This window comes from Georgenia thermotolerans, from assembly GCF_009193185.1.
Taxonomy (GTDB): domain Bacteria; phylum Actinomycetota; class Actinomycetes; order Actinomycetales; family Actinomycetaceae; genus Georgenia; species Georgenia thermotolerans.
In genome coordinates, this window is the sequence record NZ_VUKF01000015.1 from 23,254 (window position 1) to 43,301 (window position 20,048).

Here is a 20,048-nt window from a genome sequence, read left to right on the forward strand (position 1 = left end):
CGATCTGACAACCGGTCAGCAAAAGCGGAATCGACATTTCCGCCGGCCGTGGGGAGACTGATCCGGTGAGCACGTCGACCCCTCCCCTTCGCGTCGGAACCCGGGGCAGCGAGCTCGCCCTCACCCAGACGTCCGCCGTGGCGGACACGCTCGCCGTCGCCGCCGGCCGCGAGGTCGAGCTCGTGCGCATCCGCACCGAGGGCGACCGCTCCACCGCCTCCCTCGCCAGCCTCGGCGGCACCGGCGTCTTCGCCGCCGCCCTGCGCGAGGCCCTGCTCGCCGGCGCCTGCGACGTCGCCGTCCACTCCCTCAAGGACCTGCCCACCGCCCCCACCCCGGGGCTGAGCATCGGCGCCCTGCCCGTCCGCGAGGACCACCGCGACGTGCTGTGCGCCCGCGAGGGCTGGACCCTGGCCACCCTGCCCGCCGGCGCCCGCGTGGGCACCGGCTCGCCCCGGCGCGCCGCCCAGCTGCGCCTGGCCCGTCCCGACATCGACGTCGTCGACATCCGCGGCAACGTCGGCACCCGCCTGGCGCGGGTGGAGGCGGACCTCGACGCCGTCGTCCTCGCCCGGGCCGGCCTCGCCCGCCTGGGGCTGCTCGACAAGGTCACCGACACCCTCGACCCCGACGTCATGCTCTCCGCGCCCGGCCAGGGCGCGCTGGCCGTGGAGTGCCGCACCCCGGACCTGACCGGCCCGCTCGGCGAGGCCCTGCGCGCCATCGACGACCTGCCCACCCGCCTGGCCGTGGTGGCCGAGCGTGCCCTGCTCGCCACCCTCGAGGCCGGCTGCGCCGCCCCGGTGGCCGCCTGGGCGCACGTCGTGCCCGCGACCGACGCCACGCCCGCCCGCCTCGAGCTGCGCGGCGGCGCGTTCGACCCCGCCGGCACCCAGGGCATGGTCCGCACGGGCGGCGTGGAGCTGCCCGGCCTGGGCGAGGGCACCGAGGACCCGGGCAACGCGCTGGGCCAGGACGTGGCCGTCTCCCTGGCCCGCGAGCTGGGCGAGGCGACCGCCGCGGAGCTCCTGGACGCCGGCGCGGCCGCCATCGCCGGCCTGCCCACCCCCGACGACGTCCCCGCACCCGACCTGCCGGGCGTGCTCGACGGCGCCGACGGCGCCGACGCGCGCCCATGACGGCCACGCCGGCGGGGGGCCCGGCGCCGGACCTGGGCGGCGCGACGGTGCTGCTCCCGCGCACCGGCGCCGACGACCCGCTGCTCGCCGCCGTCGCGGCGGCCGGCGGGACGCCTCTGGGCACCGAGCTCGTGCGCACCGTGCCCGTCGACCCGCCCGACCAGCTCGACCAGGCGCTGCGCGCGCTGGGCGAGGGGGCGCACACCTGGCTGGCCGTGACCAGCGCGACGACGGTGGACGTCCTCGTGGCCCGCGCCGCCGCCCTGGGCACCAGCCTCGCCGACCTCGCCCGCGGCGTCCGGGTGGCCGCCGTCGGGCCCGCCACGGCGGCGGCGCTGGAGACCGCCGGCGTGCCGGTCGACCTGCGCCCGGCCGAGTCCAGCGCCGCCGGCCTGGTGGCGGCCTGGCCCCCGGCGGACGGGCGCGGCATCGTGCTCCTCCCGCACTCCGAGATCGCCGCCCCCACGCTGGCCACCGGCCTGCGCGAGCGGGGCTGGCTCGTCGACGACGTCGTGGCCTACCGCACCCTGCCCGCCCCGGCACCCGACCCGGCGGTGGCCGCGCGCCTCGCCGCCGGGCAGGTCGCCGTCGTCGTCCTCACCTCCGGCTCCACCGCGCGGGCCCTGGTCGCCCTCTACGGCGTGCCGCCCGCGCGCGTGGCGACCATCGGCGTCCCCACCGCCCGGGCCGCGGCCGAGGCGGGGCTGAGCGTGGACGCCGTGGCCCCCGAGCCGACCCCCGCCGGGGTGGTCGCCGCCGTCGCCCAGGCCCTGGCGGCCCCGCCGCCCGGCCCTCCCCCGCCCTGAGACGTCATCACCCCCGACACACCTCCCCTCTGCTCGCGCCCCACCCACACACCTTCGAGGAGCACCAGTGACCACCACGCTCGCCTCCACCCCGCGCCCCCTCGAGCGCCCCCGCCGCCTGCGCACCAGCGCCGCGATGCGCCGCCTCGTGGCCGAGCACCGCACCCACCCGGCCGACCTCGTGCTGCCCATGTTCGTGCGCGAGGGCCTCGCCGAGCCGGCCCCGCTGGGCTCGATGCCCGGCGTCGTGCAGCACACGATGGACTCCCTGCGCCGCGCCGCCACCGAGGCCGCCGAGGCCGGCGTCGGCGGGCTCATGCTCTTCGGCGTCCCGGCCGAGCGCGACGCCGTCGGCTCCGCCGCCAGCGAGCCGGACGGGATCCTCAACGCCGGGCTGCGCGCGCTGGTCGAGGAGGTCGGGGACGCCGTCGTCGTCATGTCGGACCTGTGCCTCGACGAGTTCACCGACCACGGCCACTGCGGCGTGCTCGACGGCGAGGGCCGGGTCGACAACGACGCCACCCTGGTGCGCTACCAGGAGATGGCGCTGGCCCAGGCGGCCACCGGCGCCCACATGCTCGGCCTGAGCGGCATGATGGACGGCCAGGTCGCCGCGGTGCGCGAGGTCCTCGAGCGCGACGGCTACACCGACACCTCGGTGCTGGCCTACTCGGCCAAGTACGCCTCGGCGTTCTACGGCCCCTTCCGCGACGCCGTGGACTCCCAGCTGCGCGGGGACCGCAAGACCTACCAGATGGACCCGGCCAACGGCCGCGAGGGGCTGCGCGAGGCCACCCTCGACCTGGCCGAGGGCGCCGACGTCGTCATGGTCAAGCCCGCCCTGAGCTACCTCGACGTCCTCGCCGAGGTCGCCGAGCTCTCCCCCGTGCCGGTGGCCGCCTACCAGGTCTCGGGCGAGTACGCGATGATCGAGGCCGCCGCCGCGAACGGCTGGATCGAGCGGCGCCGCGCCATCGAGGAGTCGGTGCTGAGCATCCAGCGCGCCGGCGCCGACTTCGTGCTCACCTACTGGGCCACCGAGCTCGCCGGCTGGCTGCGCTGACCGGACCCGCCTCGCTGGCCCGCTAGCCTCCGCCCACCGCCACCCCAAGGAGCCGGAATGACGACCACCACCTCGACCATGCACGAGATCTTCGAGCGCGCCCGCCGCGTGACCCCCGGCGGGGTGAACTCGCCGGTGCGCGCGTTCGGCTCGGTGGGCGGGGACCCGCGGTTCATCGCCTCCGCCCGCGGCCCGTACGTCACCGACGTCGAGGGGCGCGAGTACGTCGACCTCGTCATGTCGTGGGGGCCGGCGCTGCTCGGGCACGCCGCGCCCGAGGTGGTCGCCGCGGTGCAGGAGGCCGCCGCGCGCGGGCTGTCGTTCGGCGCGCCGACGGTGGCCGAGGTCGAGCTGGCCGAGGCGGTGCGCGCCCGCGTGCCGGCCGCCGAGAAGGTCCGCTTCGTCTCCACCGGCACCGAGGCGACGATGACGGCGGTGCGCCTGGCGCGCGGCGCCACGGGCCGCGACATCATCGTCAAGTTCGCCGGCTGCTACCACGGCCACGTCGACGCCCTGCTCGCCGACGCCGGCTCGGGCGTCGCCACCTTCGGCCTGCCCGGCTCGGCCGGCGTGACGGCCGCGAGCGCCGCCGAGACCATCGTCGTGCCCTACAACGACGTGGCCGCCCTCGAGGCCGTCTTCGCCGAGCGCGGGGACGACATCGCCGCGGTGATCACCGAGGCCTCCCCGGCCAACATGGGCGTGGTGCCCCCGCGGCCGGGGTTCAACGCCGCGATCCGCCGCCTCACCACCGAGCACCGCGCGCTGTTCATCCTCGACGAGGTCCTCACCGGCTTCCGGGTCGGCCCCGCCGGGTGGTGGGGGCTCGACGGCGTCGCCGGCGACGGCGGCGGGAGCGCCACCGGCTCCGAGCCGTACACCCCGGACCTGTTCACCTTCGGCAAGGTGGTCGGGGGCGGCATGCCGCTGGCGGGCCTGGGCGGGCGCGCCGCGCTCATGGACCTGCTCAGCCCCTCCGGGCCCGTCTACCAGGCCGGCACCCTCTCCGGGAACCCGCTGGCCACCGCCGCCGGCCTGGCCACCCTGCGGCTGGCCGACGACGCCGTCTACGCCCGGGTGGACGAGGCGGCCCGGGTGGTCGGCGACGCCGTGGGCGCGGCCCTGGACGCCGAGGGCGTGCCGCACCGGGTGCAGCGGGCGGGCAACCTGTTCTCGGTGATGTTCGGCGAGGCGGCCGCCCGCGACGGCGTGCACACCTACGCCGACGCCCAGGCGCAGGAGACCTTCCGCCACCCGCCGTTCTTCCACGCCATGCTCGACGCCGGCGTCGCCCTGCCGCCCAGCGTCTTCGAGGCCTGGTTCCTCTCGGCGGCGCACGACGACGCCGCGGTGAACCGCATCCTCGAGGCGCTGCCCGGCGCGGCGAGGGCGGCGGCCGCGGCGCGTCCGGCGCGGTAGGGGCGCGGCCGGCCCGAGATCAGCTGGTCTCGGGTGGCGCCTGCGCCCCCTCGGCCTCGTCCCGCTCGGCCCACTGCAGCAGCGGGGCGAGGTCGAACACTGCGTCGTCGATGCCCGCGTGGAGGTCACCGCGCTCCGCGTAGCGGGCCGGCATCGTGGCGACGGTGAGGTCCCGAGGGTCGCAGTCCGGCACCTCGTCCCAGGTCACCGGGGCCGAGACAGTGGCCTGAGGCGTCCCGCGCACCGAGTACGCGCACGCGATCGTGTGGTCGCGGGTGTTCTGGTTGAAGTCCACGAACACCTTCGCCGGGTCGCGGTCCTTGCGCCACCACGTCGTCGTCGCGTCCTGCGGCGTGCGCCGCTCGACCTCGCGGGCGAACGCCAACGCGGCCCGGCGCACGTCCTGGAAGCCGTGCTCGGGGCGGATGCGCACGTAGACGTGCAGCCCGTCCCCGCCCGTGGTCTTGGGAAAGCCGGTGGCCCCGAGCTCGTCGAGCACCTCGTGGGCCACGGCCGCGACCCGCCGGACGGTGGCGAAGTCGCAGGCGTCCCCGGGATCGAGGTCGATGCGCCACTCGTCGGGCTTCTCCACGTCGGCGCGGCGGCTGTTCCACGGGTGGAACTCCACCGTGGACATCTGCACCGCCCAGATCACCTGGGCGAGCTCGGTGACGCACAGCTCGTCCGCGTCTCGGTCGTAGCGCGGGAAGTGCACCCGGACGGTCGTGACCCAGTCGGGGGCGCCGCGCGGCAGCCGCTTCTGGTGGACCTTCTCGCCCGTGATGCCCTCGGGGAAGCGGTGCAGCATGCAGGGCCGCTCGCGCAGGGCGTTGACGATGCCGTCGCCGACGGCGACGTAGTAGCGCGCCAGGTCCAGCTTGGTGTGGCCCGGGCCGGGGAAGTAGACCCGGTCGGGGTTGCTGATCCGGACGACGCGCCCGCCGACCTCCAGCTCGGTCGCGGGTGCGCTCGTCTTGGCCATGGGGCCTACCTCACCATCGGCCGGGCCGGGGCGCTACGGGGTTGGCTTGCACTCCGATCGTGAGGGCGCGGCGCGCTCCCGTCGGTCGGTGTCCGGTGCTGCCCGCTCCGTGCCGGCCACCGCCGGACAAGTGGTCCAGCGCCGCACCTCAGCCGGACACCGGCACGTTCCAGTGCGCGACGACGGGCAGGGAGTGCTCGTAGGTCAGCACGCCGCGGCGGGCGGCGCCGAGCAGGAACCCCGAGCCGTGCCGTGGATCGAGCTCGAGCCAGCGCGCCGCCAGCACCCGCAGCAGGTGGCTGTGGGCGACGACGAGCACGTCGCCGCCCTCCATCTCCCGGCGCGCCCGGTCGAGCACGCGGTCCACCCGGACGCCCACCGCGGCGGCGTCCTCCCCGCCCGGCGCCCCGTCGGCGAAGAGCTGCCACCGGGGCAGCCCGACGGACGTGCGGCGCGCCTCGTACTCGGCGGTGGTGTGCCCCTCGAGCACGCCGTAGTCCCACTCGGCGAGGTCGTCGAGCACCTCGTACTCGGCGATCCCGGCGAGCTCGGCGGTGCGGCGGGCGCGCTGGCGGGGACTGACGAGGACGGCGGCCCAGCTGCGGTCGCCGAGGTCGGCGAGCAGGCGGCGCGTCTGATCTTCGCCCTCGGCCGTCAGGGGGATGTCGGTGGTGCCGGTGTGGCGACCGGACCGGCTCCACTCGGTCTCGCCGTGGCGGACAACGATCAGCTCGGCCATCGCGGCTCCCTCCCGAGGGCCACGAGCATGCGCCAGGCGTGGCGCCCATGCACCCGGATCTCGACCTGACGTCGGGCGAGCGTCGGGATCGAGAGGACAGAAAACCACAAGTGGTGCCGTTGGGGCAGGTGTGGTGCGACCGTGGCGGGAGTACGCCACACCCGCACCACGTGTGGCGTCTCACGACCCGCAGGCCCCCACGCGGGGACGATGGACACCCCGGCGCCGCGCTCGGCGCGGCTGGAATGATGACGGCCATGACTGAGCGCGTCGACCTCTCCACCGTGACCCCGCCCGTCGCCCTGGGCCCGCTGGACGGGCGCTACCGCCGGGTCGTCGCCCCGCTCGTCAACCACCTCTCGGAGGCGGCGCTGAACCGCGCCCGCCTGCACGTCGAGGTCGAGTGGCTCATCCACCTCACCGACACGGGCGTGCTGCCCGGCGCCCCGCGGCTGAGCGAGGCCGACAAGGGCTACCTCCGCGACGTCGTCGACGTCTTCGGCGCCGGCGACGAGCTGGAGGAGCTCGCCGCCATCGAGCGCGAGACCCTCCACGACGTCAAGGCCGTCGAGTACTTCCTCAAGCGCCGCCTCGACGCCGCCCCGGCCGTGCTCGGCGAGGGCACCGTGCTGCCGCAGGTGCACGAGATCGTCCACATCTTCTGCACCAGCGAGGACATCAACAACCTCTCCTACGCCCTGACGGTCAAGAGCGCCGTCGAGGACGTCTGGCTGCCTGCCGCCTCCGCCATGGCCGACGACGTCGCCGCCCTCGCCAAGGAGCACGCCGGCGCGGCGATGCTGGCCCGCACCCACGGCCAGCCGGCCACGCCCACCACGCTGGGCAAGGAGCTCGCCGTCCTCGCCCACCGGCTGCGCCGCCAGCTCCGCCGCGTCGCCGGGACGGAGTACCTGGGCAAGATCAACGGCGCGACCGGCACCTTCGGCGCCCACACCGTCTCCGTCCCGGGCGCGGACTGGGAGGCGGTGGCCCGCGGGTTCGTCGAGCACCTGGGCCTGACGTGGAACCCGCTGACCACCCAGATCGAGTCGCACGACTGGCAGGCCGAGCTCTACAGCGACGTCGCCCGGTTCAACCGGGTGCTGCACAACCTCGCGACCGACGTGTGGACCTACATCTCGCTGGGCTACTTCCACCAGCGCCTGTCCGCGCAGGGCTCGACCGGCTCGTCGACCATGCCGCACAAGGTCAACCCCATCCGCTTCGAGAACGCCGAGGCCAACCTCGAGATCTCCTGCGCGCTGCTCGACACCCTCGCGGCCACGCTCGTGACCTCCCGGCTCCAGCGCGACCTCACCGACTCCTCCACCCAGCGCAACATCGGCGTCGCCTTCGGCCACTCCCTGCTCGCCGTCGACAACGTCCGGCGCGGCCTGGCCGGCCTCGACGTCGACGGCGCCGCCCTGGCCCGCGACCTCGACGGCAACTGGGAGGTGCTCGGCGAGGCGGTCCAGCAGGCCATGCGCGCGGCGTCGATCGCCGGCGCCACGGGCATGGAGGACCCCTACGAGCGGCTCAAGGAGCTCACCCGGGGCAAGAAGGTCGACGGGCCGGCGATGCGCGAGTTCATCGGCGGGCTCGGCCTGCCCGACGACGTCGAGGCCCGGCTGCTCGACCTCGAGCCCGGCACGTACACGGGCCTGGCCGAGCAGCTGGTGGGGCACCTGGACGACTAGCGCGGCGGGCGTCACAGCCGCTCTTCACGACATTCCCAGGAATCGGCCGTACCGTAGCCGGTCGTGACCCCGATCCTCGCCAGCGCCCCCTCCGCCGCCACCGCGTCCCTCGACGGCGTCGCCGCCTGGGCGGTGAGCGTCATGGAGTCGCTCGGAGGCTTCGGTGCCGCCCTGCTGATCGCGCTGGAGAATCTCTTCCCGCCGCTGCCCAGCGAGGTCATCCTGCCGCTGGCCGGGTTCACCGCCTCCCGCGGCTCGCTCGGCCTGGTCGAGGTGATCGTGTGGTGTACGGCCGGGTCCGTCGTCGGGGCGTGGGTGCTCTACGGCATCGGCGCGCTGCTGGGGCGCGAGCGCACCCGGGCGATCATGAACTGGCTGCCGCTGGTGAAGATCGAGGACGTCGACAAGACCGAGGCCTGGTTCCACCGGCACGGCAAGGGCACCGTCTTCCTGGGCCGGATGATCCCCATCTTCCGCAGTCTCATCTCCATCCCGGCCGGCATCACCCGCATGCCCCTGCTGCTGTTCACCGCCCTGACGCTGGCCGGGTCGCTGGTGTGGAACACCGCGCTCATCGTCGCCGGGTACGCGCTCGGGGAGAACTGGCACGTCGTCGAGAACTACGTCGGCGTGTTCACGAAGATCGTCATCGTCCTCGTCGTGCTGGCCCTGGCCTGGTTCGCCGTCTCCCGGGTGCGGGCGATGCGGGTCGCCCACCCCTCGCGCGAGACGCGCGACGACGCCGCCTGACCCGACCTCTTCGCGCGGTTCCGCCCGCCGGCCACACGCACGGTTCGGTCGCCGGGCCACACGCGCGGTTCGCCCGCCGGGCCACACGCGCGGTTCGCTCGCCGGTGCGAGCCGCGCCCACGGGCGCTGTGAGATCCCGCCCATTCCGCCCACCGGCGCCGCCGGCCGGCGGAAGGCCCGTCTACCCTGTACCCGCCATCCGTGTCCGGTGAGGATCTCCCGCTCGGGTGAGCGTCCCTGAGCCGGCCTGGCGCCGGCACGCCCCGCCACCCGGAGGTTTCCCGTGCCCGACGCCGCCCTCGGCCCCTCCGCGCTCTCGCTGGTCCCGCCGCTGCTCGCCCTGGTCATGGTGCTGCTCACCCGGAAGGTGCTCCGCAGCCTCGCGGTCGGGATCGTCAGCGCCGCGCTGGTGGTGTCGGACCTCGATCCCGTGGCGACCGTGCGTCTCGTGTGGGACACGTTCGTGGGCCTGTTCTGGGTGGACGGGGTGGTCAACACCTGGAACGTCTACATCGTCCTGTTCCTGCTGCTCCTCGGCGTGCTCGCCGCCTTCATCATGATGTCCGGCGGCAGCTACGCGTTCGGCCGGTGGGCGATGCGGCGGGTGCGAACCCGTCGCGGATCGCAGCTGGTCGCCCTCGTCCTCGGTGTCGTGATCTTCATCGACGACTACTTCAACGCCCTGGCGGTGGGCCAGATCGCCAAGCCCCTGACGGACCGGAACCGGGTCTCGCGGGCCAAGCTGAGCTACCTCATCGACTCCACCTCGGCGCCCGTGTGCGTCGTCGCCCCCTTCTCGAGCTGGGGCGCCAGCATCATGGGCATCATCGCCCCGATCCTGCTGGCGGCCGGCGTCAGCGACGTGAGCCCGTTCGCGGCCTTCATGGCGATGGTCCCGCTGAACTACTACGTCTGGGCCGCGCTGGCGCTCGTGCTCCTCGTCGCGCTCCTGGGGGTGGACGTCGGCCCGATGCGCCGCGAGGAGACCCGCGCCGTGCGCACCGGGGAGCCGTACGCGCCGGGGACGACGATCGCCGGCGAGCTCGACGACAAGCTCCCGGCGCACCGGCCCGGTTCCGTCGGTTCGCTGATCGGCCCCTTCCTCGGCCTCGTCCTCGGCGTGGTCGGTGCCATCGTGTGGACCGGCCACGCCGCGTCCGGCTCGTGGAACCTCGTCGAGATCTTCGCCGCCACCCTGGTCACCGAGTCGCTGCTCTTCGGCGGCGTCGTCGGCGTGGTGGTGGCGCTGGCCTTCTACTTCCGCGACACCCGCTCCAACGAGCGCTTCGGGCTGGGCACGTTCCGCGACGGCTGGGTGCACGGCGCCTCGTCGATGCTGCCCGCCGTCTACATCCTGCTCATGGCCTGGATGACGGCGGCGCTCATCGAGGACCTCGGCACCGGTGCGTACCTCGCCGGGCTGGTCGCCGCCGCCTCCCTGGACCCGACCTGGCTCGTGCCGCTCGTGTTCGTCGTGGCCGGCGTCATGGCGTTCGCCACCGGCACGTCCTGGGGCTCCTTCGGCATCCTGCTGCCCATCGCCGGCCAGATCGTCACCGAGGTGGGCGCCACGGAGCTGCTGCTCCCCGCGCTGGCGGCCGTGCTCGCCGGCGCCGTCCTGGGTGACCACTGCTCGCCCATCTCGGACACCACGATCCTCTCCGCCACCGGCGCGGGCGCCAACCTCATGGACCACGTCGTCACCCAGCTGCCCTATGCCCTGACCGGGGCGCTGGCGGCGCTCGGCGGGTACGTGGTGCTCGCGCTCACCACGAACACGTGGTTGGGCCTGATCACGACGCTGGTCCTCGTGACGGCGGTCGCGCTCGCCGCGCGTGCCGCCCGCGGCACCGTGACGGCGGAGGACGCGCTCGAGCCGGCCGCCGTCTGAGGCGCGTTCAGTCCGTCAGGACGTCCAGCCGGCGCAGGAGCACCCCTTCGCGCAGCGCCCAGGGGCAGATCTCGATCTCCTCGACGCCCAGGTCCTTCATCGCCCGCTGCGCCACCATGGCGCCGGCGACGATCTGGTACGTCCGCTCCGGGGTGATCCCGGGCAGCTCCATGCGCTGCTCCGCCGGGATCTTGGCGAGCCTCGGGGTCCAGTCCGCCAGGTCCGCGCGCTGCATGCGGCGGCGCTCCTCGGGGCCGATCACCTCGACCCGCTGCCCGGCCAGCCGGGCGAGCGAGCGGAAGGTCTTCGACGTCGCGACGACGTGGTCGGGCGCCGGCTGCTTGCGGATCTCCTTGGCCACCGGCGCCAGCGTCTTCTTGATGTGGGACTTCAGGGCATCGAGCTGCTTGTCCGTGGCCGGGTCGGAGCGGAGGAAGTCGTGCGTGAGCCGGCCCGCGCCCAGCGGCACGGAGACGGCGTAGTCCGGTCGCTCGTCCAGGCCCATGGCGATCTCCAGCGACCCGCCGCCGATGTCGAGCACCAGCAGCCGCCCGGCGGCCCAGCCGTGCCAGCGGCGCGCCGCCAGGAACGTCAGCTCGGCCTCCTGGCGCCCGCTGAGCACCTGCAGCGGCACGCCGGCGATCTCCTCGAGCCGGGCGAGGACCTCGGGCCCGTTGACCGCCTCGCGGATCGCCGAGGTGGCGATGCCGACGAGCTCCTCCGCCCCGAGCCGCTTGGCGGCCTTCGCGGCCTTGCGCACGGCCTCGGACAGCGCCGCCACGCCGTCGTCGTCGATGCGGCCCTCGTCGTCGAGGTAGCGCATGAGGCGCACGGTGCTGCGGTCGTCCGCGGCGGGGTCCGGGCGCCCGTCCCGCACGGCGTCGACGACGAGGAGGTGGACGGTGTTGGAGCCGATGTCGAGCACGCCCAGACGCATGGGCACACGGTAGCGGCGCCGCGGCGCCGGGCCAGCCGGGTCGACGGCGCCCGCGACCGCGCCCGCCGGAGGGGCGGGGCGCGGGCTGTGGCACGGACCACTTAGAGTCGAGGCAGACCCGCGTCCCCGACCGACAGGCCCCACCCATGAGCACCGTCACGCTGCAGAAGGCGATCACGCCACAGATGTCCGCCGCCTACCTCGAGCGCGGGCTGGACCGGGTGGCGGGGTTCGTCGTCCCGGCCGCGGACGTCGCCGGCGTGACGACCACCGAGGCGCTGTTCGAGCTGCACGGCCTGGGCTTCCCCGGCTCCCCGTTCGCACCGGACCGCCCCATCGACATCCTCCATCTGCCCGCCTCCCCCACCGCGAACCTCGTCCGGGCCACCGGCGGCGCGGACGAGGCGGGCCGCAGCGCCACCGGCGGGCCGTTCCTCGACCGCCCGCCGTTCACCGGTACCGGCCTGGCCGCCACCGGCGACGTCGTCGCGCCGCTGTCCTGGCTGGAGCACACCCGCCTGACACCCGGCGCCCGGCTGTGGCGCTTCACGCCCGGCGAGGAGGAGCCCGAGCTCGTCGGCACCTACCACGGCGTCGCCTTCGGGTGGCAGAACCACCTGGCCGACGACGAGCTGCACGCGCTGGCGCCGTCGAAGTTCGTCGGCCCCCTGGCCAAGCTCGACCTGGGCACCTTCGCCGTCGACGTGCGCACCGACGACGACGGCGCCCCCACCGTGGTCACGCTCGTGACGATGGCCGCCGCCTCGGAGGAGCAGGGCTTCACCCGCACGAAGGCGGGCACGTGGGCCAAGCAGGTCCCCGCCGGGGACGTCGAGCTCTTCGAGATCCACGCCACGGCCCGCTGGCACGGGCTGCCGGTGCGCATCGTCGACCAGGGCCCGGGCCCGGACGGCGAGGTGATGTGCCGGGTCAGCTCGCTCGCCTACGACGCCGACGCCGCCGAGCGGCTCCTCATGGACAAGATCGACGCCGGGGTCTACGAGACCACCGCGGCGCTCAGCGCCCTCACCGACGTCCGCTACACCCAGCGGGTGCCCAACGCCTGGGCCAAGGAGAGCCAGCTCGCCCAGGCGCGCGCCGCCCGCGAGGCCGCCGCGGCCGCCGCGGCAACGGCAGGCCCCTCCGCGGGCGCGGCACCGGCAGGCGTCACGACGGGCGGCGCGGCAGCGGGCGCGACGGCGGCTGCGGGTGCGACGGCGGCTGCGGGTGCGACGGCCGCACCCCAGGCACAGCCGACCGCGAGCGGCCCGCTGGCCGCCCACGGGGACCTGCTCGAGCGGGTGGCTCGCGGGCTGGCCACCGGGCTGCCGGCGGGGTGGACCCGGGTACGGGTGCTGTGCCGGATGGTGGGCTCGCGCGGGGAGATCCTCGGCGCCGTCACCGGCCAGGACGGCAAGGAGGTCGTGCTCCCCCGCTTGGCCGACGACGTCGGCGAGGCGCTCTCCCGGCTCCGGCACGTGAGCTACAAGCCCGGCGAGGGCACCTGGTTCACCGCCCTGGCCACCCTCGCGGCCGACGGCACGCTGACGCTCAACGTGGACTCCACCAACGAGCCGAAGTGGAGCACGCCCATCGACGCCGCCGAGTTCGCCGAGGACCTCCGGCGCTACCCCCGGGACGCCGAGCACACCCCGGACTGGCTGCAGGCCCGTCTGGCGGAGGCGGCGGGGAGCCCGGCCGGCGACTCCGGGGCGTAAGGAGACGCATCAGCCCCTGTCCCCGCGCGAGGCAGCGGTGCCGGGCCCCGACCCGGCGGCGTTGGGCGCAGGGCCAGCGGCGTCCGACCCCGCGCCAGCGGCGTCCGACCCCGAGCCGGCGGTGTTGGTCCTCGAGTCAGTACGAAAGCGGTGAGTCAGTAGGTGATTCCCTACTGACTCACCGCTTTCCTACTGATTCACGCGCGAACTCCCTGGCTCGAGCCGATTCTCCCTGCCCGTGCCCCTGCCCTCACGCCGCCCGGTGCGGAAACCACCGAGGATCGCGTGGAGCCCGAGGCGGCTACCGCGCTGCACATGCCCGCCGTTCCCCAGGACTGCAGAGCGTCGCCACGGACTGCAGGACGGTTCCCCAGTGGCTGCAGGGACGTTTCGCCCGGCACTGGGCAGCCAAGGAGGACGTTCGTCCCCGGTGACGCATACCCCTCGGAGGTACCCTTTTCTGTGATACCCCCCGGGCGTACCGTGGTGCTACCAGGGTCCACCGGGGACCGTGCAGGAGTGAAGGAGCCGACGTGCCCGGATACAGCGGGACGAAGGAGCAGTACCTCAAGCGCCTGCGCCGCATCGAGGGCCAGGTGCGGGGGATCGCACGCATGGTCGACGAGGACACGTACTGCATCGACGTGCTCACGCAGATCTCGGCCGTCACCCGGGCCCTGCAGGCCGTGGGCATCGGGCTGGTCGAGGACCACCTCGGTCACTGCGTCGTCGACGCCGCGCGCGCCTCGGACGAGGAGGGGCAGGAGAAGGTCGCCGAGGCGGCCCAGGCCATCGCGCGCCTCGTCCGGTCCTGATCCATCGTGGCCTGTGTGACCGTGCCCCATCCCGCCCCATGGGCTCCCACCCCGGCTCCCGCCCCACCGACAACCGGCGCCACGGCGCCGTCCCCATCCACCCGGAGGAGAACGAGATGAGCACCACCGAGATCGACCGCACCACCGTCGTCGACGTCGAGGGGATGACCTGCGGGCACTGCGTCCAGCACGTCACCACCGAGCTGTCCGCGCTCGAGAACGTCAAGAACGTCTCCGTCCAGCTCAACGCCGGCGGCCTCTCCCCGGTCACCGTGGTCTCCGACGTCGTCCTCGACGACGACGCCATCCGCGCCGCCGTGGACGAGGCTGGCTACGCCGTCGCCGCCATCCACCGCGACTGACCGGCGGGCGGCCGGCCCTACCGAGCCGCCCCACCACGACTGCCCGGTGGCGCCGCCGCCCCCGCCCGCGGCACCCCCGCCGCTCGCACCCTGGGAAGAGGAATCCGTGTCCACCTCGACCGACCCCACCGCCCCGTTCGTCGCCCTCGGCGATGCCGACCTCGCCGTCGAGGGCATGACCTGCGCGTCCTGCGTGAACCGCGTCGAGAAGAAGCTGAACAAGGTCCCGGGCGTGCGCGCCACCGTCAACCTCGCCACCGAGTCCGCCCACGTCGAGCTCGCCCAGGACGTCCCCGACGCCGACCTCCTCGCCGCGGTCGAGGCCGCCGGCTACACCGCCCACGTCACCCGCCGGCGCTCGTCGGCGCCCGACCCGGCCGCGGCCGTGGCGCGCGAGGTGGACCTCGCGGTGGAGGGCATGACCTGCGCGTCCTGCGTGAACCGCGTCGAGAAGAAGCTCAACAAGGTCCCGGGCGTGCGCGCCACCGTCAACCTCGCCACCGAGTCCGCCCACGTCGAGCTCGCCCAGGACGTCCCCGACGCCGACCTGCTCGCCGCGGTCGAGGCCGCCGGTTACACCGCCCGCGTCGCGGGCTCCCGCCGGCCGGGATCGGTCGCGGTCGGGCGCACCGGCGCCGGTGAGGCCGCCCTGACCACGGGCACCGGCCCGGCGGAACCGGCCCCGAGCGCCGGCCAGGCCGCCCCGGCCGCGGGCGCCGGCGAGACCACGCCGTCCCCGGCCACCACCGGCGAACCCACCGCGCACGGCACCGACACCTCCGCCCCCGCCGACCGCCGCGCCGCTGACCTGCGCCGCCGCCTGATCGTCTCCGCCGTCCTCACGGTGCCGGTCACGGCCCTGTCGATGGTCCCGGCGCTGCAGTTCCCCGGCTGGCAGTGGCTCGTGCTGGTGCTGGCCCTGCCCGTCGCCACCTGGGGCGCCTGGCCGTTCCACGCCTCCGCCTTCCGGGCGGCCCGGCACGGCGCCTCGACGATGGACACCCTCGTCGCCCTCGGCGTGAGCGCCGCGACGCTGTGGTCGCTGTGGGCGATCACGCTCGGCGGCGCCGGCGAGATCGGCATGCGGATGCAGTTCTCGCTCTTCCCCGCCCAGGGCGCCGTGCACGCCGCGCCGGAGCTGTACTTCGAGACCGCCGCGGTGGTCACGACGTTCCTGCTGGCCGGGCGCTACGCCGAGTCCCGCTCGCGCCGCCGCGCGGGCGACGCGCTGCGCGCCCTGCTGTCCCTCGGGGCCAAGGACGTCGCGCGGGTGACCGTGGACGCCGCCGGCCACCGCACCGAGACGCGCGTGCCGATCGACGCGCTCGTCGTCGGTGACCTGTTCGTCGTCCGCCCGGGCGAGAAGGTGGCCACCGACGGCGTCGTCGTCGAGGGCGTCTCGGCCGTCGACACCTCGCTGCTCACCGGCGAGCCCGTGCCGGTCGACGTCGAGCCCGGCGACGACGTCACGGGCGCGACCGTCAACACCGCGGGCAACCTGCTGGTGCGCGCGAGCCGGGTCGGCGAGGAGACCACGCTGGCGCAGATCGGCCGCCTGGTGACCCAGGCGCAGACCGGCAAGGCGCCCGTCCAGCGGCTCGCGGACCGCATCTCCGCGGTGTTCGTGCCGATCGTCATCGTCCTCGCGCTCGCCACGCTGGTGACGTGGCTGCTGCTGGGCAACCCGGTGCAGTCGGCGTTCACCGCCGCCGTCGCCGTGCTCATCATCGCCTGCCCCTGCGCGCTGGGGCTGGCCACGCCGACGGCGCTGCTCGTCGGCACCGGCCGGGCGGCCCAGCTGGGCATCCTCATCAAGGGCCCGGAGATCCTCGAGTCGACCCGCCAGGTCGACACCATCGTCCTGGACAAGACCGGCACCGTCACCGCGGGCCGGATGGAGCTCGCCGACGTGCTCGCCCCCTCCGCGCCGGTGCGCCGGCACGTCGTCGGGGCGGCCGCGGACACCGGCGTGGACGACCTGCGCGCCCAGGTGCTCCGGCTCGCCGCCGCGGTGGAGTCCGGCAGCGAGCACCCCATCGCCCGGGCGATCGTCACCGCCGCCCAGAGCGCCGCGCGCCGGACGGGCGCCACGCTGCCGCCGGTCACCGGCTTCTCCAACCACGCCGGCCGGGGCGTCTCGGGCACGGTGGACGACGGCGGCACCCCGCGTGCCGTACTCGTCGGCCGCCCGACCTGGCTGGCCGAGCACGGCGTGACCGGCGCCGGGCCGGAGGACGAGGTGACCCGCGCCCACCGCCACGCCGAGCGCGACGGGGCGACCGCCGTCGTCGTCGCCTGGGACGGCGCGGCCCGCGGCGTGCTGACGCTGCGCGACGAGGTCAAGGCGACCTCGGCCGAGGCCATCGCCCAGCTGCGCGACCTGGGCCTGACCCCGCACCTGCTCACCGGCGACAACCGCGCCGCGGCGGAGCGGGTGGCCGCCCAGGTCGGCATCGACCCGGCGCACGTCATGGCCGAGGTGCTGCCCGAGCAGAAGCTCGCCGTCGTCCAGGACCTGCAGGCGCAGGGCAAGGTCGTGGCCATGGTCGGCGACGGCGTCAACGACGCCGCCGCCCTCGCCCAGGCCGGCCGCCAGGGCCTGGGCCTGGCCATGGGCACCGGCACGGACGTGGCGATCGAGGCCTCCGACATCACCCTGGTGCGCGGCGACCTGCGGGCCGCGCCGACGGCGATCCGCATCTCCCGCCGGACGCTGCGGATCATCAAGGAGAACCTGTTCTGGGCCTTCGCCTACAACGTCGCGGCCATCCCGCTCGCGGCGCTCGGGCTGCTCAACCCGATGATCGCCGGCGCCGCGATGGCGGCCAGCTCGGTCATCGTCGTGACGAACTCCCTGCGGCTGCGCCGCGCGGGCTGAGCCCGAGGTCGCGCGGGCTCAGCGCGGCGGCGCGAGCGCCTCGAGCAGGTCGGGGGTGACCTCGTCGAGGGTGCGCACCTGCGCGGTGGTGACCGCGAGGGCGTCCGGGGCCGGCGGGAACGCCTCGTGCGGCACGGCGACGACGATCATCCCGGCAGCCGAGGCCGACCGCAGGCCGTTGCTCGAGTCCTCGATCGCCACGGTGCGGGCGGGGTCGGCGCGGAGCAGCTCGCACACGCGCGCGTAGCCGTCGGGGGCCGGCTTGCCGCGGGCCACCTCCTCGGTCGAGACCGTCGCGGTGAAGCACGAGGTGATGCCCAGGGCGTCCAGCGAGGCGTCGATGAGCCGGCGCGGGGAGGACGAGGCCAGGCCCAGCGGCCAGCGCTTGGCCAGCCGGGTCACGGCCTCGACGGCGCCCGGGAGGGTGGGCAGGTGCTCGTGGTACCGCTCCGCCATCGCCCCGATGACCCGCTCGGCCACCTCGGGCGCGTCGCCGCGGACCCCCACCGTGGCCGCCATGAACTGCGACCACTCCGGCGTGCTCATCCCGAGCATCGCCTCGGAGGCGCCGTCCGGCCAGGGCACGCCGTCCTCGGCGGCGAGGGAGCGCCGCACGTCGTCCCAGATCGTCTCGGTGTCGGTGAGGACCCCGTCCATGTCGAACACGACCGCGTCGAGCGGCGAGGAAGGCTGAGGCATGCCCCCATCGTGCACGACGGCGCACGCCCGGTGCGCGCCCAGCTCTCCCCGCGCGGGACCCTGCTTTAGTCCGTAAACTTCCCAGAATCGGGCCCACCAGGGGTGTGGGCGAGAGGAGCACGATGGAACGGCGGACGAACGAGGTGGGCTGGGTGTCCGTGCTCGCCTCCGGGGAACGGACGCGCATCCTGCTCGCCGGCGAGCTGGACGACAGCCTGACCGGGGACCTCACCGAGGCGGTGGACCTCGCCGTGCGCCGCGGCCTGCCGGTGGACATCGACGCCCGCGGCCTGACGTTCATGGACTCCTCCAGCGTCGCCACCCTCACCCGGCTCGCGGCGCGGCTGCCGGAACGGGCCCGGCTCATCGAGCCGCCCGAGCTCCTGCTGTTCCTGCTCGAGGTGACCAAGCTCGACGAGGCGATGGACGTCCTCGACCACGACCCCGGCTTCGAGGGCGTGCCGCTGTCCCCCCGCCGCGCGCCGGACATCGCCCCGGCCTGACCGCCCGCGGCCACGCCCGCCACCAGCCTGCCGTTGGCCGCCCCCGCCGCCGGCCGGGGGCACACTGTCGTAGGTGAGCGCGAACGACACGGACTCCCCGGACGGAGGCGTCCGCACCGCGGTGCCCGTCGGCACCCCCGCCGTGCCCGAGGGATGGCAGCGCCGCCGGCTGCGCACCGAGGTGTGGCTGGTCCTCGGGCTGTCCCTGGGCCAGTCGGCGGTCTACGCCGTCGTCAACATCGTCGCCCGCCTCACCGCCGGCACGCCGCTGGGCGAGCAGGCCGCCGCGCTCAACCCCTCCCGCTCGCCCCGGCCCTACCTCGACCTGACCTACCAGCTGCTGTCCATCGGCTTCGCCCTCGTCCCGGTGGCGCTGGCGCTGTTCCTGCTCTCCGAGCCGGGACGGCGGGCGACGGCGCGCATCGGGCTCGACCTCCACCGGCCCTGGCGCACCCTCGCGGACGGGGTGGGCCTCGCCGCCCTCATCGGCATCCCCGGCCTGGGGCTGTACCTGCTCGGCCGGGCCCTGGGCATCACCGTCGAGGTGCACGCCTCGGCGCTCAACACCCACTGGTGGACCGTCCCGGTGCTCATCCTCGCCGCGCTGCAGAACGCGCTGCTCGAGGAGGTCATCGTGGCCGGCTACCTCGTCGAGCGGCTCGAGCAGCTCGGCTGGCGGCCCGCCGCCGTCGTGGCCACCAGCGCGCTGGTGCGCGGCGCCTACCACCTCTACCAGGGCATCGGCCCGTTCGTGGGCAACGCCGTCATGGGCGTGATCTTCGCGCAGTACTACCGCCGCCGACGGCGCACCATGCCGCTCGTCGTCGCCCATGCGCTCATCGACGTGGTCGCCTTCGTCGGCTACGCGCTGCTGCCCGCCGGAGTGCTGGCGTCCCTCGGCGTGAAGTAAGCGGCCCTCAGTGGTTCTGCAGGTCCTTGAGGTCCTTGGCGGTGCGGCGCAGCCGGACGCCGTGGACGAGGCCGACGATCCCGGCGGCGCACGCCGCCAGCCCGACGAGGACGGCCACGGTCGCGACGCTCGTGGCGGGGAAGGCCAGCAGGAAGGCGCCCGCCAGCGCGAGCACGACGCCGGCCCAGACCTGCCAGCGCCAGGTGGCCGGGCCCATGCGGCGGGTCTGGCCGGCGATGACCGCCATGCCCACCCCGACGACGACCAGCGCCACGCCGGCGAGGGCCGCGAGGGAGACCAGCAGCACCTCCGGCTGCCACATGAGCAGCAGCCCGAGCAGGATGCTCACCACGCCCTGGGCGAGCCGCCAGCCCGAGCCCACCGCGCCCCGGGCCCGCAGGCCCACGACGAGGGCGACGACGCCGTCGACCACCGCCAGCGCGCCGAGGAGGGCCACCACCGCGACCACGCTCGTCAGCGGCGCCAGGAGGATGACGAGGCCGAGCGCCAGCACGACGACGCCGCGCAGGAGGGTCAGGCGCCACGTCCTGGTCGTGAAGCGCTGGAGCTCGTCCAGCAGCCGGCGACGGTCCGGTCCGCGCATCCAGCTCATCGCCCGCTCCCTCCTGTCGACGAGGCGCACGGCGCCGATTCCCCGACGTCCACGATACCGAGCGGACCTGGGCACCAGCAGACGGCGCGGCCGCCGGCCGTGCGCCGTATTCCCGCAGGTATGCCCC

General features: G+C 75.0%; 18 protein-coding genes. 13 read left to right on the plus strand and 5 right to left on the minus strand.

What is annotated here, in order from left to right:
• The first annotated feature begins 65 nt into the window (after positions 1 to 65).
• The 4 genes from hemC to hemL all read left to right on the plus strand — a co-directional run bounded on the left by hemC (position 66) and on the right by hemL (position 4,427).
• Positions 66 to 1,139, plus strand: coding sequence for a hydroxymethylbilane synthase (gene hemC, locus GD970_RS08840; protein ID WP_152202528.1), 1,074 nt, complete (start codon positions 66 to 68; stop codon positions 1,137 to 1,139).
• Positions 1,136 to 1,945 carry a uroporphyrinogen-III synthase gene (locus tag GD970_RS08845; RefSeq protein ID WP_152202529.1) on the plus strand — a complete coding sequence of 270 codons (810 nt, stop codon included), beginning with the start codon at positions 1,136 to 1,138 and terminating at the stop codon, positions 1,943 to 1,945. Before hemC ends, GD970_RS08845 begins: the two co-directional genes overlap by 4 nt.
• A gap of 67 nt (positions 1,946 to 2,012) precedes the next feature.
• On the plus strand, positions 2,013 to 3,008 hold the full coding sequence (gene hemB / locus GD970_RS08850) for a porphobilinogen synthase (RefSeq protein WP_226925240.1): 996 nt from the start codon (positions 2,013 to 2,015) through the stop codon (positions 3,006 to 3,008).
• Positions 3,009 to 3,065: 57 nt separating this feature from the next.
• Positions 3,066 to 4,427 carry a glutamate-1-semialdehyde 2,1-aminomutase gene (hemL, locus tag GD970_RS08855; protein WP_152202530.1) on the plus strand — a complete coding sequence of 454 codons (1,362 nt, stop codon included), beginning with the start codon at positions 3,066 to 3,068 and terminating at the stop codon, positions 4,425 to 4,427.
• A 19-nt stretch (positions 4,428 to 4,446) separates the two neighbouring features.
• Here the strand turns inward: hemL and ligD are convergent, their stop codons facing one another.
• Positions 4,447 to 5,409: a non-homologous end-joining DNA ligase gene (gene ligD / locus GD970_RS08860; protein ID WP_152202531.1), complete on the minus strand. Its 963-nt coding sequence runs from the start codon at positions 5,407 to 5,409 to the stop codon at positions 4,447 to 4,449.
• A gap of 148 nt (positions 5,410 to 5,557) precedes the next feature.
• The gene (locus GD970_RS08865; RefSeq protein ID WP_152202532.1) at positions 5,558 to 6,148 is read right to left on the minus strand and encodes a histidine phosphatase family protein; all 591 of its coding nucleotides are present in this window, start codon (positions 6,146 to 6,148) and stop codon (positions 5,558 to 5,560) included.
• Between the two features lie 257 nt (positions 6,149 to 6,405).
• Here GD970_RS08865 and purB point away from each other — a divergent pair, with 257 nt between their 5' ends.
• The 3 genes from purB to GD970_RS08880 all read left to right on the plus strand — a co-directional run bounded on the left by purB (position 6,406) and on the right by GD970_RS08880 (position 10,486).
• A complete protein-coding gene (gene purB / locus GD970_RS08870; protein ID WP_152202533.1) occupies positions 6,406 to 7,845 on the plus strand; it encodes an adenylosuccinate lyase in 1,440 nt (479 codons plus the stop codon).
• A gap of 72 nt (positions 7,846 to 7,917) precedes the next feature.
• Positions 7,918 to 8,595: a DedA family protein gene (locus GD970_RS08875; RefSeq protein ID WP_452179314.1), complete on the plus strand. Its 678-nt coding sequence runs from the start codon at positions 7,918 to 7,920 to the stop codon at positions 8,593 to 8,595.
• A 283-nt stretch (positions 8,596 to 8,878) separates the two neighbouring features.
• The gene (locus tag GD970_RS08880; RefSeq protein WP_226925242.1) at positions 8,879 to 10,486 is read left to right on the plus strand and encodes a Na+/H+ antiporter NhaC family protein; all 1,608 of its coding nucleotides are present in this window, start codon (positions 8,879 to 8,881) and stop codon (positions 10,484 to 10,486) included.
• A 7-nt stretch (positions 10,487 to 10,493) separates the two neighbouring features.
• On the opposite strand, the gene GD970_RS08885 is transcribed toward GD970_RS08880, so the two are convergent.
• The gene (locus GD970_RS08885) at positions 10,494 to 11,423 is read right to left on the minus strand and encodes a Ppx/GppA phosphatase family protein (RefSeq protein WP_152202534.1); all 930 of its coding nucleotides are present in this window, start codon (positions 11,421 to 11,423) and stop codon (positions 10,494 to 10,496) included.
• A gap of 146 nt (positions 11,424 to 11,569) precedes the next feature.
• On the opposite strand from GD970_RS08885, the gene GD970_RS21590 reads away from it, so the two are divergent.
• The 4 genes from GD970_RS21590 (at position 11,570) to GD970_RS08905 (ending at position 17,196) form a co-directional block, all read left to right on the plus strand.
• Positions 11,570 to 13,141 (plus strand): hypothetical protein, encoded by a 1,572-nt coding sequence (locus tag GD970_RS21590; protein WP_193314909.1) that lies wholly within the window; start codon positions 11,570 to 11,572, stop codon positions 13,139 to 13,141.
• A 533-nt stretch (positions 13,142 to 13,674) separates the two neighbouring features.
• Positions 13,675 to 13,956: a metal-sensitive transcriptional regulator gene (locus GD970_RS08895; RefSeq protein ID WP_152202535.1), complete on the plus strand. Its 282-nt coding sequence runs from the start codon at positions 13,675 to 13,677 to the stop codon at positions 13,954 to 13,956.
• A 116-nt stretch (positions 13,957 to 14,072) separates the two neighbouring features.
• On the plus strand, positions 14,073 to 14,318 hold the full coding sequence (locus GD970_RS08900) for a heavy-metal-associated domain-containing protein (protein ID WP_152202536.1): 246 nt from the start codon (positions 14,073 to 14,075) through the stop codon (positions 14,316 to 14,318).
• 106 nt (positions 14,319 to 14,424) lie between these two features.
• Positions 14,425 to 17,196, plus strand: coding sequence for a heavy metal translocating P-type ATPase (locus tag GD970_RS08905; RefSeq protein ID WP_226925243.1), 2,772 nt, complete (start codon positions 14,425 to 14,427; stop codon positions 17,194 to 17,196).
• An 18-nt stretch (positions 17,197 to 17,214) separates the two neighbouring features.
• Here the strand turns inward: GD970_RS08905 and GD970_RS08910 are convergent, their stop codons facing one another.
• Positions 17,215 to 17,895, minus strand: coding sequence for an HAD family hydrolase (locus GD970_RS08910; RefSeq protein ID WP_152202537.1), 681 nt, complete (start codon positions 17,893 to 17,895; stop codon positions 17,215 to 17,217).
• Positions 17,896 to 18,017: 122 nt separating this feature from the next.
• On the opposite strand from GD970_RS08910, the gene GD970_RS08915 reads away from it, so the two are divergent.
• Positions 18,018 to 18,398, plus strand: coding sequence for an STAS domain-containing protein (locus GD970_RS08915; protein ID WP_152202538.1), 381 nt, complete (start codon positions 18,018 to 18,020; stop codon positions 18,396 to 18,398).
• Positions 18,399 to 18,471: 73 nt separating this feature from the next.
• Positions 18,472 to 19,308 (plus strand): CPBP family intramembrane glutamic endopeptidase, encoded by an 837-nt coding sequence (locus tag GD970_RS08920; RefSeq protein ID WP_405002571.1) that lies wholly within the window; start codon positions 18,472 to 18,474, stop codon positions 19,306 to 19,308.
• Positions 19,309 to 19,315: 7 nt separating this feature from the next.
• On the opposite strand, the gene GD970_RS08925 is transcribed toward GD970_RS08920, so the two are convergent.
• Positions 19,316 to 19,921 carry an HdeD family acid-resistance protein gene (locus GD970_RS08925; RefSeq protein WP_152202539.1) on the minus strand — a complete coding sequence of 202 codons (606 nt, stop codon included), beginning with the start codon at positions 19,919 to 19,921 and terminating at the stop codon, positions 19,316 to 19,318.
• Positions 19,922 to 20,048: the final 127 nt, after the last annotated feature.

What these genes read in the sequence shown, in the direction of transcription:
- GD970_RS08885 (WP_152202534.1), bottom strand. Translation starts at nt 11,423, where the DNA reads ATGCGTCTGGGCGTGCTCGACATCGGCTCCAACACCGTCCACCTCCTC.
- GD970_RS21590 (WP_193314909.1), top strand. Translation starts at nt 11,570, where the DNA reads ATGAGCACCGTCACGCTGCAGAAGGCGATCACGCCACAGATGTCCGCC.
- GD970_RS08845 (WP_152202529.1), top strand. Translation starts at nt 1,136, where the DNA reads ATGACGGCCACGCCGGCGGGGGGCCCGGCGCCGGACCTGGGCGGCGCG.
- GD970_RS08910 (WP_152202537.1), bottom strand. Translation starts at nt 17,895, where the DNA reads ATGCCTCAGCCTTCCTCGCCGCTCGACGCGGTCGTGTTCGACATGGAC.
- ligD (WP_152202531.1), bottom strand. Translation starts at nt 5,409, where the DNA reads ATGGCCAAGACGAGCGCACCCGCGACCGAGCTGGAGGTCGGCGGGCGC.
- purB (WP_152202533.1), top strand. Translation starts at nt 6,406, where the DNA reads ATGACTGAGCGCGTCGACCTCTCCACCGTGACCCCGCCCGTCGCCCTG.
- GD970_RS08865 (WP_152202532.1), bottom strand. Translation starts at nt 6,148, where the DNA reads ATGGCCGAGCTGATCGTTGTCCGCCACGGCGAGACCGAGTGGAGCCGG.
- GD970_RS08925 (WP_152202539.1), bottom strand. Translation starts at nt 19,921, where the DNA reads ATGAGCTGGATGCGCGGACCGGACCGTCGCCGGCTGCTGGACGAGCTC.
- GD970_RS08900 (WP_152202536.1), top strand. Translation starts at nt 14,073, where the DNA reads ATGAGCACCACCGAGATCGACCGCACCACCGTCGTCGACGTCGAGGGG.
- hemL (WP_152202530.1), top strand. Translation starts at nt 3,066, where the DNA reads ATGACGACCACCACCTCGACCATGCACGAGATCTTCGAGCGCGCCCGC.
- GD970_RS08915 (WP_152202538.1), top strand. Translation starts at nt 18,018, where the DNA reads ATGGAACGGCGGACGAACGAGGTGGGCTGGGTGTCCGTGCTCGCCTCC.